The organism is Devosia oryziradicis, from assembly GCF_016698645.1.
GTDB classification, from domain to species: domain Bacteria; phylum Pseudomonadota; class Alphaproteobacteria; order Rhizobiales; family Devosiaceae; genus Devosia; species Devosia oryziradicis.
In genome coordinates this window covers 1,498,490-1,510,312 of sequence record NZ_CP068047.1, presented here as the reverse complement: position 1 = coordinate 1,510,312, position 11,823 = coordinate 1,498,490, and the positions used below count along the sequence as shown (strand labels likewise).

Below are 11,823 nucleotides of genomic sequence, written 5' to 3'. Positions count from 1 at the left end.
AATACCGGCGCCCAAGGCCAATGCGAGAAAGCCAGTCCAAGCCAAGCCGGAATCGACGATGTCCCTGCCGGCGTTGGAAGCTTTGCTAAGGTCGGCGCGTCACTAGCCGCCAAGGACCACCAAGCTACGCCCGGCGCTGCGGTGCCGGGCGATTGTACAGCAGGCCCTCGACCAGTTGGCGATAGGCATCCGACGCCCGCTGCACCGCGGCCTGGGGGGCATCGGTGCTGGCGATCCATTGTGCGGCAGCAGTGGAAGCTCCCGAAACCAGGCGGGCAATGGCCTCGAAATCGGTATCGGGCGCGATCTCGCCGGCCGCGGCCAGTTCACTGAGGCTGGCCTTGAGGGCCTCGATGCAGCCATTGGCCGTGGGCCAGGCGGCCGGATCGCCGAGCACGGCGGGCGCGTCACGAAACATGATGCGCCGCACCTCCGGCTCGAGCGCCATTTCGATATAGCCGATCCCTTCCTGCACGAAGCCCTCCCAGCGGGTCGCCGCCTGCGCCGAGCGAATGCGCAGCCGCTCAGCCATTTCCGCATCCATCTGGACGATGACGGCTTCGAGCAGCCCCTTCTTGTCGCCGAAGTGGTGATAGAGCGCGCCGCGGGTGAGGCCCACATCGGCGGTGAAACTGTCCATGGATGCGTCGGCAAAACCAACCTCGCCAAACGCCTTGCGTCCTGCTGCGATCAGCTTGGCGCGGGTTTCGGCGATCATGTCTTTGCGCGGTTTGTGAGCCATGCGGAAAACTTTCTCATACGCTCCGTATGTGAATTGACATACGGAGCGTATGTTATTACCTCATTTGCATACGCCACGTATGCGAACCGATGTAGGTGGCGCTTCCCCTATTGTCGAGGCGTTTTCCCAAATGTCCAATCCCTATGCTGCCATCTTCCGGCCCGCCGGCGCCAAAGGCTTCGCCCTGGCCGGCTTTTTTGCCCGCATGCCTATTGCCATGGCGCCCATAGGCATCGTCGCGATGCTGAGCCAGACGCATGGCGAATATTGGCTGGCGGGCGCTGTCTCCGCCACCTTCGCCCTGACCAGCGCCTTGGTCGCCCCACAGATTTCCCGGCTGGTCGACCGCTTTGGCCAGGCGCGCATCCTCACACCCACCACCCTTGTGTCCGTGGTCGCCTTCGGCGCGCTGATCCTGGCGGCCAACCAGCATTGGCCGATCTGGACCCTGTTCGCCTTTGCGCTGCTCGCGGCCGCCATGCCCAGCATTCCGGCCATGCTGCGCGCCCGCTGGAGCGAGCTGTTCAGCGGCCGACCCGAACTCAACACCGCCTTCGCCTTTGAATCGGCGATGGACGAACTGGTCTACATTGCCGGTGCATCGCTGTCCGTCGGCCTCAGCGTCACCCTCTTCCCGGAGGCGGGCCTGGTGACAAGCACGCTGCTGCTGGCGCTGGGCTCGGCGGCCTTCATCGTGCAGCGCGCGACCGAGCCCGCTATCCGCCCGGCGGGGGAACGCTCACGGCAGTCCGCCTTCCGGCTGCGGTCGGTCCAGATCCTGACCCTGGCCATGATCTTCATCGGCTCGATCTTCGCCACGGCCGAAGTCAGCGCCGTCGCCATCACCGAGGCGCTGGGCCAGCCCGAGGCGGCCACATTCGTGGTCGGCGTCTATGCCATCGGCTCGTTCGTGCTGGGCCTGGTCATCGGGGCGCTCAACCTCAAGCTGGCTCTTGAGAAGCAGTTGGCGATCGCGGTCGGCGTCATCGCGGTAACCACCCTGCCCCTGCTGGGGGTCAACACCGTGCCGCTGCTGGCCCTGGCGGTGTTCGCGAGCGGGGTGGCCATCTCGCCCACCTTCATTACGACCTTTGGCCTCATCGAGCGCCGCGTCCCGGCCGCCATGCTCACCGAAGGCGTCACCTGGGTGATGACCGGCATCGGCATCGGGGTGGCGCTGGGCTCCTTCGCCTCGGGCTGGGTGGTCGACACCTTTGGCGCCAACCGCGGCTTCTGGGTTTCGGTCACGGCGGGGACGCTGGCGCTGCTGACCGTCCTGCTCGGCCAGAAGACGCTATCGGGCCAGCCTGCCGCGCCGGTCCCCCCGCTGCGTCCTGCTGCCGCCGAATAACCAGACCCGCGCCGGCTGGGCATTCCCGCCCTGCGGGGAGTGCCCAGTCTTGCCGCAATTGGCCGTTAACCGTCCGATTGTGACATCAAGGAGACGACCCATGGGCAAGATCCACGAGATCGTATTCGACTGCGACAAACCCAGCAAACTGGCCGCTTTCTGGGTGGCCCTGCTCGATGGCTACGCCATTCGCCCCTATGACGAGGCCGAGATCGCGCGCCTGGCGGCACTGGGCCTCACACCCGAAACCGACCCCACCGTGATGGTCGACGGCCCCGGTCCCTCCATCTGCTTCCAGAATGTCGAAGGTCGTCGCTACGACAACAACCGCGTGCATTTCGACATCGAGGTGGGCGACCGCGCCGGCACGGTCGAACAGCTGCGCGAGCAGGGCGCCGAGACCGTGCGGGTGTTGCCCACCTATACCGTCATGCGCGACCCCGAAGGCAACCAGTTCTGCCTAGTCGACATCCGCGAAGCGATGGCCGCCTGATCGGCCGCTGCTGACAGAGCCTGTCAGCGTGTTGCGTAGGATGGTTCACACCAGAACCGGAGCCATCCCATGTCCCTCATCGCCTCGTGCCATTGTGGCGCCACCAGGATCGAACTGCCGCACGCGCCTGTCCACGTCAAGGAATGCAACTGCAGCTATTGCGGGCGCACCGGCGCCGTCTGGGGCTATTACGGACCGGGCGAGATGCGCTTCCTCGCCCAGGCCGATGAGATGACCTACTCGGCCAGCGACGGCATGAACCTGCACCATTTCTGCGGCCGCTGCGGCATGCAGACCTGGGGCGACAGCCCGGACTGGGCCTCGATGTACAACAATGACGGCACGCCCAAGAACGGCGATGCCAGCTCCTTCCCCACCACGCGGACCTACGCGGTCAACCTGCGGCTGGTAGACGATCTGGACTGGGCGGCACTCGCTATCGAGAAGGTCGACGGGCGCAAGAGCTGGTGAGTCTGCCAGACCCAACCACGGCGCGTGTGGCCCCACCCCCTCCTAGCCTCCCCCATCAAGGGGGGAGGTATCTCTCCACTCGTTGAGCGCGATCGAGCCACAACCAAGGCGCGGCACCTCCCCCTTGATGGGGGAGGCTGGGAGGGGGTGGGGTCGAGAGTGCCAGACCGGGGGCTCAATGCCCCTCAAACGCAATCAGCGCTGTCACGCCCACATTCTCCGCCTTGAGCTTGGCTGCCCCGCCCAGGTCCGGCAGGTCGATGACGAAAGCCGCGTCGTTGACGGTCGCGCCGGTGCGGCGCAGGAGGCCAATGGCCGCGATCGCCGTGCCGCCGGTGGCGATCAGGTCATCGACCAGCAGCACCTTGTCGCTGCCGTCGAGCACATCGGCATGGATTTCGATCGTGTCCACGCCATATTCGAGCGCGTAGTTCTGCCCGATCGTTTCGCCGGGCAGCTTGCCCTTCTTGCGCACCGGGATGAAGCCGACACCCAGGGCGATGGCCACGCCCGCCCCGAAGATGAAGCCACGGGCTTCGATGCCGGCGACATGGGTGATGCCCTGTCCGCGATACTGGCTGGCAATGCGCTCGATGCTTTCCTTGAAGCCCTCGGGATGCTCGATCAGCGTGGTGATGTCCCGGAACAGGATGCCCTTCTTGGGGTAGTCCGGAATCGTGCGCACGAGGGCCTTGAGGTCGAGCGACATGGCAAGCCTTGGAAAAACGAGAGGAATGGAAAGAGGGGTCAGCCCTGGCGGCGGCCGATGAGATGGCGCGCAATCACGCCGGCATTATAGGCGGCGGTGCGCGTGACGCTGATGGCGGTTTCGCGCGCCTTGGGATTGGCCGCCACCGCATTGATGCCGGCGCGCACCACGGGGTGCCGGCTCATGGTGATGGCGGCGCCGACGACAGTCACTGCAATGCGAATGGCGGACATGTCGGCTCCCTCAGCTGATTTGCGCTTGCTGGAATATTGCGGTCCGACGCGCGAATGGCAAGGGGGTGAGGCGGTTGTGATCACCACCCAGGTGCCCCTCCGCACAAACAAAGGGCCCCGTCAGGGGCCCTTCATATCCGTCTCGATGACCGAGCCCTAGTGCTCGATGCCCTGCCAGATGCGGCGCTTGGTCAGGTACATCAGGCCGGCAAAGCCGATGAGGAACAGCAGCACGACGAAGCCGGTCTGCTTGCGGCCAGCCAGGTGCGGCTCGCCCATCCACATCATGAAGGCGGCAACGTCGGTCGAATACTGCTGCAGCGTCAGCGGTACCTCGGTCTCGCCCTCGGCGACCTCATAGGTGATCTGGCCATCCTGCAGCGGCGGCGCCATGCCGATGGCGTGGCCCGGGAAGTAGTCGTTGTAATACTTGCCCTCGGGCAGCTCGAAGCCCTCGGGGGCTTCTTCGTGATAGCCGTTGAGCAGCGCATGGATATAGTCCGGGCCGCCTTCCGAATAGCCGGTGAAGTAGTTCAGCACCCACCAGAGGCCTTCTTCCTTGACGCCGCGCGCTTTGGCCAGCACCGAGAAATCGGGCGGGAGCGCGCCGCCATTGGCGTCACGAGCGTCCTGCTCGGTAGCGAAAGGCGACGGCCAGCGGTCGGCCGGTACGCCTTTGCGCACACCGCCATCGGCGGTGGGGTCGGCGACTTCGTACTCGGCGGCGAGCGCCTTGACCTGCTCTTCCGAGAAGGACGGGCCGCCCTCTTCCGCCAGGTTGCGGAAAGCGATCAGCCGCGCGCTGTGGCAGCTTGAGCAGACTTCGCGGAACACCTGGAAGCCGCGCTGCAGCTGGTTCTGGTCATAGGTGCCGAAGATACCGGCGAACGACCAGCTCTGCTTTTCGATAGGCGGGGTCGAATGCCCTTCCTGCGCCATGGCAGGAAGTGCGAAGCCGGCAACCAGGGCCACTGCGGCAAGGATAGTCTTGGTGTTGAACATGGTTCCTGCCCCTACCCTCAATGTGCCTTGGCCAGGACGCTCTCGGAGATGCTAGTCGGCAGGGGCCGGGGCGTCTCGATGCGGCCAAGGACTGGCAGGATGACGAGGAAGTGGATGAAGTAATAGGCGGTGCAGATCTTGGCCAGGACAACGTAGATGCCTTCAGCCGGCGCCGCACCCAGATAGGTCAGGCCGATAAAGTTGATCACGAAGAGCCAGTAGAACCACTTGAACATCGGACGGAAATTGCCCGAGCGAACCTTGGACGTATCCAGCCACGGCAGGAAGAACAGGATCAGGATCGAGCCACCGAAGAAGATGACGCCGCCCAGCTTGGAGTCGATGAACAGAATGTTGAAGTCGATGGCGCGCAGGATCGCGTAGAACGGCAGGAAGTACCATTCGGGCACGATATGGGCCGGCGTAACCTGCGAGTTGAACTGGATGTAGTTGTCCGGGTGACCCAGGATGTCCGGCGCGAAGAAGGCAAACCAGACGAACGGGATCAGGAACAAAACCATGCCGAACGCGTCCTTCATCGTGTAGTACGGATGGAAGGGCACGGTATCGCGGCTGTCCTTGACGTCGACGCCGATGGGGTTGTTGTTGCCGGGCACGTGCAGCGCCCACACATGCAGCGCCACCACGGCGGCGATCACGAACGGCAACAGGTAGTGCAGCGAGAAGAAGCGGTTGAGCGTGGGATTGCCCACCGAGAACCCGCCGCGCAGCAGCTCGAGCAGCGGATTGCCGATGACCGGTATCGCCGCGAAGATGTTGGTGATCACGGTCGCGGCCCAGCCCGACATCTGGCCCCAGGGCAGCACATAGCCCATGAAGGCGGTCGCCATCATCAGCAGGAAGATCAGCACGCCCAGGATCCACAGGATCTCGCGCGGCGCCTTGTAGGAGCCGAAATACATGCCGCGGAAGATGTGGATGTAGACGGCGGCAAAAAACATCGAGGCGCCCACGGCGTGGAACGACTGGATCATGCGGCCGCCATTGACGTCGCGACGGATATGCTCGACCGAGTCGAACGCCATGGCGACGTTGGGGGTGTAGTGCATGGCCAGGATCACGCCGGTGACGATCTGGATACCCAGGCACATCACCAGGATCGCGCCGAAGGTCCACCAGTAGTTGAGGTTCTTCGGCGTGGGGAAATCCATCAGGTGCTCTTTGGAGAACCGGATGATCGGCAGGCGTTCATCGAGCCACTTCTCGATGCCGGTGCCGGGCGTGTAAGTCGAATGTTCGGACATCGGAAAAGCCCCCACTAACCGATCTGGACCAGCGTATCGCTGAGGAATTCATAAGGCGGCAGCACCAGGTTTTTCGGTGCGGGGCCTTTGCGGATACGGCCGGCGCTGTCGTAGTGCGAGCCATGGCAGGGGCAGAACCAGCCGTCGAAATCACCGGAATCGCCCACCGGCACGCAACCAAGATGGGTGCAGTTGGCGATCATGATGAGCCACTGCTCGTGGCCTTCCTTGGTGCGCTGCTCGTCGGTCTCGGGGTCCTTGAGCTCGCTCAGCGGAACCGCCTTGGCCTCGTCGATCTCGGCCTGGGTGCGGTGACGCACGAACACCGGCAGACCGCGCCACATGATGGTGACGGACTGGCCTTCGGGGATGGCGGAAATGTCGAATTCGATGCTGGCCAGCGCCAGGGTCGAGGCATCGGGGTTCATCTGGTTGATCAGCGGCCAGACCGTGGCAGCGGCGCCAACGCCCGCCACGGCGCCGGTTGCGACAAAGATGAAATCCCGCCGTGTCGTTGAATGATGAGCTTGCGTGGCCAAGGTCCGTATCCCCGTACAATCACTTCAGACGCGGCCGGCGCGGCAAACCATTTCGCGCATACGCGGAATCAGCAGCCGTCCGCCCTCAAGCGGCCCGTCAGTCGGGGTTCTTTTTGCACTGTCACAGGCGCTTGTCCAGTGCGCCCAAGGATGACACCCAAGAACTGCGACACTATACCCGACCCGGCCCGCAGATGGGCCGCTCGAGCCGCCTCAAAATCGAAGGAAACCGCCATGCCGGTCGATCTCGCCCTCTACCAGCCCGACATTGCCAACAATACCGGTACGCTGATCCGGCTGGGCGCTTGCCTGGGCACCACGATCCACCTCATCCACCCTACCGGCTTCCCGTTTTCGGCAAAGGCACTGGCCCGCGCCGGGCTCGACTATGTCGACCACGCCGCCGTGCAGGAACACGTCAGCTGGAGCGCCTTCGATGCGTGGCGGCACGAACAGGGGCGGCGCCTCGTGCTGCTGACCACAAAGGCCGAGACGTCGGCCTACGCCGTGGATTATGGCGCCGATGACATCCTGATGGTTGGACGCGAAAGCGCCGGCGTGCCCGACACGGTGGCTGAGGCTTGTGACCTGCGTATCCGCATTCCGATGCGACCAGGTTTGCGCTCGATCAATGTGGCGCTGGCGGCAACGCTTATCCTGGGCGAAGCAAAAAGGCAGACCGACGGGTTTACAGGGCTGGCGTGACGGTTCATTTCACACACAAACGATCTTGGACATAATGACACTTCCAGACGACATCACCAGCAAGCAGGCCACGGCGCAGGCTTGGTTCCGCACCCTGCGGGACCGGATATTCGCCGCCTTCGAACAGATCGAAGCCGATGTAGCGGGCCCCAATGCCGATATGCCCCCGGGCAAGTTCGAGATCAGTCCATGGGACCGCGCGGCCGGAGGCGGCGGTGAAATGGGCATGCTGCATGGCCGGGTCTTCGAGAAGGCCGGCGTGCATATCTCGACGGTGCATGGCGAATTCTCGGCCGATTTCGCCAAGCAGATGCCCGGCACCGAGGAAGGCGCCAAGTTCTGGAGCTCGGGCATTTCGCTGATCGTGCATCCGTGGAATCCGCATGTGCCGGCGGTGCACATGAACACGCGCATGATCGTCACCGGTAAGCACTGGTTCGGCGGCGGCGCCGACCTGACGCCGGTGCTGGATCGCCGGCGGACGCAGGATGATCCCGATACCGTGGATTTCCACGCCGCCATGCGCGCCGCCTGTCAGAACCGTCCGGGCGTCGACTACGACCGCTACAAGGCGTGGTGCGACGAGTATTTCTTTCTGCCCCATCGCAACGAGCCGCGCGGCATCGGCGGCATCTTCTACGACCACCACAATTCGGGCGACTGGGATGCCGACTTCGCCTTCACCAAGGCGGTCGGCGAGGCGTTCCTGGGCATCTATCCCGAATTGGTGCGGCGCAATTTCGAAACGGCCTGGATCGAGGCCGACCGGCACGAGCAGCTGGTGCGCCGCGGCCGCTATGTCGAGTTCAACCTGCTCTATGACCGGGGCACCACCTTCGGGCTCAAGACCGGCGGCAATGTGAACTCGATCTTGTCATCCATGCCGCCCGAGGTACGCTGGCCGTGACATGACCCTCACCGCCGTCGACATCACCGGCTATCGCTCGATCCGCAAGATCCGGTTTCCGGTGCGGCAATTGACGGTGCTGGTCGGCGGCAATGGCGTGGGCAAGACCAACCTTTATCGCTCGCTCGAACTGCTGCAGGCTGCCGCTCGCGGCACGCTGGCGGACGAGATTGCCCGCGAAGGCGGCCTCGGCTCGATCTTCTGGGCCGGCGGCAAGAACCTGTCGCCCGATGGCAGCTTCGACCCGATGTATCGCACCGATGGCTATCGCAAAGGCGAAGCCAACAAGCTCAAGCTGGAGGCCAGTTTCGCCGACCTGGGCGACGGCAGCTTCGACCCGACCTATCGGCTCGAGGTGAGCTTCCCGCCCAAGGAAGCGGTCGCCGCCTTTCCCGGCGAAGCCCAGATCACCACGGAAAGCCTCGACTGGCACCAGCGCGGCAAGGCGGTGAACCTGATGGACCGCAGGAACGCCATGGCCTGGGCCCGCGACGCCGCGGGACGCCGCGAACAGGCCCATGACGACCTGCTTGCCAGCGACACCGCGCTCTCGGCGCTGTCGGGCCGCTCGGAAATCGCCCTGGTGCGGGATTCGCTGGTCGCGTGGCGGTTCTTCCACGGTTTTCGCACCGACGTGGAATCGCCGCTGCGCCGGCCATCGAGGGCGGTCACCGCGCCATCCCTGGCCGCCGATGGCAGCAACCTGGCCGCTGTGCTGGCCACGCTGCACCATATCCGCGGCGACCGCATCGACCTTGATCGCGCGGTCGAGGACGCCTTTCCCGGCGCCGAGCTGGTCATTCCCGAGGTCGGCGAATATGCCAGCTTCGGCATGCGCTATCCCGAAATGCCCAAGCGGGTGTTCCAGCCGCATGAACTGTCCGACGGTACGCTGCAATTCCTTGCGCTGGCCGGTGCCCTGCTGTCCTACCGTTTGCCGCCGTTCATTGCCCTCAATGAACCGGAAAACAGCCTCCACCCCAACCTGCTGCCCATGCTGGCCCGGCTGATCGTCAAGGCCGCCGAGCGCAGCCAGGTCTGGGTAGTTACCCATGCCCGCGATCTGGCCGACGCGATCGCGGCCGAAAGCGGCGTGCTGCCGCGCGAGGTGGTGCGGACGGACGATGGCACCTGGCTGGAGGGACTTGGGAATTTGGGCGAGTTCGTGGACGACTGAGGTCGGCGCCACGATCCGGGAACCCCTCCGCGCCGCGGGCGTTGTGCCCTGGCACACCGATGAAAGGGCAACGACATGAAACGATTTGAATCAGGCTCGCTGATCCCTGGCGCCACCTGGCATGCCGAAGCGGAAAGCGAAGCTGAAGTGGTTCGCCGTGCGGTCGAAAATCTTCGGACCTATCACGGCGAAACCGAGGTGCGGCCCGACATGATCGAGCGCATCAAGGAGCGCATCGTCGATACCGACGATGGGCAGAAGACCAAGCACTAGCGCCCCACGAGCGCCAGTAGCTCGGCTTTCCTGAGAGCAAAGCCGCTCTCGAGCCAGGCCCGCTCAAGACGGGCCAATTCCTGACCAAGGGCCGGTCCCGGTATCAAGCCGAGGCCGGCAAGGTCGTGTCCGCTGATCGGAAAGTCGGGAACCACCGTGGCCGCCAGCATACGCGCCACCTCGGCCAGCCGCGCCCGGCTCCAGCCGCCGCGAGACGCGGCGACGGCCAGGCCCTCGATGGCCAGTTCGCCATGGCGATACGCCGCCTCGCCGATGCGTTCGTCGGCCAGGATTTCCGCCGCCGCTGCGATGCCCGTTGCTTCCTTGACCAAAGCGTTGCCGAGGCGCCACTCGTCCTGCACCTGCTCGAACCGCCCGTCTGCCAATAGCGCCAGCCGTGCGGCAACCGACTGGCCACCAATGGCCTCGTAGGCACCCAGGGCCGCCAAGGCGTCATCATCGGCTTTGAAGAGGCCGATATCGGCCATTTCAGTCAACGTCCCGGCAACCTTGGGCAGCGCCAGCATGCGCGTCATTTCGGCGCCGACGCGCTCGCGTGACAGATGCTCCAGCCGCCCCGCCGCATCGGCGCAGGCGGCGAGCCCTCCAACGTCAAACTGCTGGCCGCCGTGGCTCGCGGAAAAGCGGAAGAATCGATAAACCCGCAGCCCGTCCTCGGCGATCCGTTGACTGGCGTCGCCGATGAAGCGCACCACACCCGATAGAGCATCGCCGACCCCGTCGAGCGGATCGAACAGGGTGCCATCGGCATCGCAATAGAGCGCGTTGAGGGTGAAATCCCGGCGGCTGGCATCCTCAACCCAGTCGGTACCGAAGGCCACGACGGCGTGGCGGCCATCGGTTTCCACATCCCGCCGTAGCGTCGTGACCTCGGCAATGGTCTCGCCCAGTTTAAGCGTCACCGTGCCATGCTCGATGCCGGTGGGATAACTCGCCATTCCCGCTGCCTTGGCGCGGGCCATCACTTCGTCGGGCAGCAACTCGGTCGCCATGTCGATATCGGCGCTGGCCCGCTTCACGTCCATGATCGTATCGCGAATGACCCCACCCACGATCCGGGTGCGCCGTTCCGCGCCATCGAGCGCCGCCAGAATCGCCTGCGTCTCTGGATTTTTGAGCCAGTCGGCCTCGAGGATCGGATCGTCGCTCACGAGACGGCCTCGCTCATCGCCAGGTCGCGGAACCGGCGGGTCAGGTTGGCGGTGATGCCCCAGATGCGGTGGCCATCGTGGTCGATCTGCCAGGTGCGATGTTCCTCGCCGTTCCGCTTGATACGGAACTGGCCATAGGTTTCATGCGCAAGGATGCGCCGGAGCGGCACCTCGAAGACCGAATGGACCTCGCCCGGATTGGGCACGAAGGGACCACTGGGCTCGACCGTCGCGACCACGGGGGTAATCAGATAGTTGGTGCCGGTGAAATAGGTCGGCATGTAGCCGATGACCGTCGCGTCCGTACGCTCCATCCCCACCTCCTCGAAGGCTTCGCGCAGCGCGGCCGCCGCCACGTCGGCATCATCGGCGTCGACCTTGCCGCCCGGAAAGGCCACCTGGCCGGAATGGGCCCGCAAATCGGGCGATCGCTCGGTATAGAGCACGGTATGGCCCTCGGGCCGTCGTACCAGGGCGATCAGCACTGCCGCCGGTGTTGGGGGCCGGTTGAACGGGGTCTCGGGCATCCAGTCGGGCACAAGCGCATCCGGCGCCGGCAAGGGTGGTGGCGCGTTCAGCAGGCGGGCGGCCAGACGGTCGATGATGATGTCGTCGGACGACACAGGTGCACCGAGGGGTGGGTTTCGGGAGCGGGAGGATAGTGCAGTTCGGGACGATGGGCATCCCTTACCTCTCCCTTTGGGGGAGAGGTCGACCGTCTTCGGTCGGGTGAGGGGGCCTTCCCCACGCACCCAGCGAAGAAGGCCCCCTCACCCGGCGCTGC

15 protein-coding genes are annotated in these 11,823 nt (G+C 64.8%); 7 read left to right on the top strand and 8 right to left on the bottom strand.

The features are described from left to right. Positions 1-124: 124 nt before the first annotated feature. Complete coding sequence (locus tag JI749_RS07575) at positions 125-742, bottom strand: TetR/AcrR family transcriptional regulator (RefSeq protein WP_201661732.1); 618 nt, start codon at positions 740-742, stop codon at positions 125-127. 130 nt (positions 743-872) lie between these two features. Between JI749_RS07575 and JI749_RS07570 the strand changes: the two genes are divergently transcribed. The 3 genes from JI749_RS07570 to JI749_RS07560 all read left to right on the top strand — a co-directional run bounded on the left by JI749_RS07570 (position 873) and on the right by JI749_RS07560 (position 3,057). Further along, complete coding sequence (locus tag JI749_RS07570; RefSeq protein WP_201661730.1) at positions 873-2,093, top strand: MFS transporter; 1,221 nt, start codon at positions 873-875, stop codon at positions 2,091-2,093. 100 nt (positions 2,094-2,193) lie between these two features. After that, entirely contained in the window at positions 2,194-2,586 is a 393-nt protein-coding gene (locus tag JI749_RS07565; RefSeq protein ID WP_201661728.1) for a VOC family protein, read from the top strand. 69 nt (positions 2,587-2,655) lie between these two features. Continuing rightward, complete coding sequence (locus tag JI749_RS07560) at positions 2,656-3,057, top strand: GFA family protein (protein WP_201661726.1); 402 nt, start codon at positions 2,656-2,658, stop codon at positions 3,055-3,057. Positions 3,058-3,232: 175 nt separating this feature from the next. Here JI749_RS07560 and JI749_RS07555 read toward each other — a convergent pair whose 3' ends face one another. The 5 genes from JI749_RS07555 to petA all read right to left on the bottom strand — a co-directional run bounded on the left by JI749_RS07555 (position 3,233) and on the right by petA (position 6,805). Beyond that, positions 3,233-3,766, bottom strand: a complete 534-nt coding sequence (locus tag JI749_RS07555; protein ID WP_201661724.1) for an adenine phosphoribosyltransferase — start codon at positions 3,764-3,766, stop codon at positions 3,233-3,235. 38 nt (positions 3,767-3,804) lie between these two features. After that, complete coding sequence (locus JI749_RS07550) at positions 3,805-3,999, bottom strand: hypothetical protein (protein ID WP_201661722.1); 195 nt, start codon at positions 3,997-3,999, stop codon at positions 3,805-3,807. 156 nt (positions 4,000-4,155) lie between these two features. Then, positions 4,156-5,001, bottom strand: a complete 846-nt coding sequence (locus JI749_RS07545) for a cytochrome c1 (RefSeq protein WP_201661718.1) — start codon at positions 4,999-5,001, stop codon at positions 4,156-4,158. A gap of 17 nt (positions 5,002-5,018) precedes the next feature. Further along, complete coding sequence (locus JI749_RS07540) at positions 5,019-6,266, bottom strand: cytochrome b (RefSeq protein ID WP_201661715.1); 1,248 nt, start codon at positions 6,264-6,266, stop codon at positions 5,019-5,021. A 14-nt stretch (positions 6,267-6,280) separates the two neighbouring features. Then, entirely contained in the window at positions 6,281-6,805 is a 525-nt protein-coding gene (petA, locus tag JI749_RS07535) for a ubiquinol-cytochrome c reductase iron-sulfur subunit (protein WP_233280893.1), read from the bottom strand. A 234-nt stretch (positions 6,806-7,039) separates the two neighbouring features. Between petA and JI749_RS07530 the strand changes: the two genes are divergently transcribed. From JI749_RS07530 to JI749_RS07515, 4 genes are all read left to right on the top strand, one after another. Continuing rightward, on the top strand, positions 7,040-7,510 hold the full coding sequence (locus tag JI749_RS07530) for a tRNA (cytidine(34)-2'-O)-methyltransferase (RefSeq protein ID WP_201661713.1): 471 nt from the start codon (positions 7,040-7,042) through the stop codon (positions 7,508-7,510). A gap of 34 nt (positions 7,511-7,544) precedes the next feature. Continuing rightward, entirely contained in the window at positions 7,545-8,417 is an 873-nt protein-coding gene (gene hemF / locus JI749_RS07525) for an oxygen-dependent coproporphyrinogen oxidase (RefSeq protein WP_201661711.1), read from the top strand. Position 8,418: 1 nt separating this feature from the next. After that, positions 8,419-9,594, top strand: a complete 1,176-nt coding sequence (locus JI749_RS07520; RefSeq protein WP_201661710.1) for an AAA family ATPase — start codon at positions 8,419-8,421, stop codon at positions 9,592-9,594. 75 nt (positions 9,595-9,669) lie between these two features. Further along, positions 9,670-9,867: a DUF1059 domain-containing protein gene (locus tag JI749_RS07515; RefSeq protein WP_201661709.1), complete on the top strand. Its 198-nt coding sequence runs from the start codon at positions 9,670-9,672 to the stop codon at positions 9,865-9,867. Here the strand turns inward: JI749_RS07515 and JI749_RS07510 are convergent. Continuing rightward, positions 9,864-11,039 carry a CCA tRNA nucleotidyltransferase gene (locus tag JI749_RS07510; protein ID WP_201661708.1) on the bottom strand — a complete coding sequence of 392 codons (1,176 nt, stop codon included), beginning with the start codon at positions 11,037-11,039 and terminating at the stop codon, positions 9,864-9,866. The genes JI749_RS07515 and JI749_RS07510 overlap by 4 nt on opposite strands. Continuing rightward, positions 11,036-11,662 (bottom strand): CoA pyrophosphatase, encoded by a 627-nt coding sequence (locus JI749_RS07505; RefSeq protein ID WP_201661707.1) that lies wholly within the window; start codon positions 11,660-11,662, stop codon positions 11,036-11,038. Before JI749_RS07505 ends, JI749_RS07510 begins: the two co-directional genes overlap by 4 nt. Between the last annotated feature and the right edge of the window lie 161 nt (positions 11,663-11,823).

What these genes read in the sequence shown, in the direction of transcription:
- JI749_RS07575 (WP_201661732.1), bottom strand. Translation starts at nt 742, where the DNA reads ATGGCTCACAAACCGCGCAAAGACATGATCGCCGAAACCCGCGCCAAG.
- JI749_RS07570 (WP_201661730.1), top strand. Translation starts at nt 873, where the DNA reads ATGTCCAATCCCTATGCTGCCATCTTCCGGCCCGCCGGCGCCAAAGGC.
- JI749_RS07565 (WP_201661728.1), top strand. Translation starts at nt 2,194, where the DNA reads ATGGGCAAGATCCACGAGATCGTATTCGACTGCGACAAACCCAGCAAA.
- JI749_RS07560 (WP_201661726.1), top strand. Translation starts at nt 2,656, where the DNA reads ATGTCCCTCATCGCCTCGTGCCATTGTGGCGCCACCAGGATCGAACTG.
- JI749_RS07555 (WP_201661724.1), bottom strand. Translation starts at nt 3,766, where the DNA reads ATGTCGCTCGACCTCAAGGCCCTCGTGCGCACGATTCCGGACTACCCC.
- JI749_RS07550 (WP_201661722.1), bottom strand. Translation starts at nt 3,999, where the DNA reads ATGTCCGCCATTCGCATTGCAGTGACTGTCGTCGGCGCCGCCATCACC.
- JI749_RS07545 (WP_201661718.1), bottom strand. Translation starts at nt 5,001, where the DNA reads ATGTTCAACACCAAGACTATCCTTGCCGCAGTGGCCCTGGTTGCCGGC.
- JI749_RS07540 (WP_201661715.1), bottom strand. Translation starts at nt 6,266, where the DNA reads ATGTCCGAACATTCGACTTACACGCCCGGCACCGGCATCGAGAAGTGG.
- JI749_RS07530 (WP_201661713.1), top strand. Translation starts at nt 7,040, where the DNA reads ATGCCGGTCGATCTCGCCCTCTACCAGCCCGACATTGCCAACAATACC.
- hemF (WP_201661711.1), top strand. Translation starts at nt 7,545, where the DNA reads ATGACACTTCCAGACGACATCACCAGCAAGCAGGCCACGGCGCAGGCT.
- JI749_RS07520 (WP_201661710.1), top strand. Translation starts at nt 8,419, where the DNA reads ATGACCCTCACCGCCGTCGACATCACCGGCTATCGCTCGATCCGCAAG.
- JI749_RS07515 (WP_201661709.1), top strand. Translation starts at nt 9,670, where the DNA reads ATGAAACGATTTGAATCAGGCTCGCTGATCCCTGGCGCCACCTGGCAT.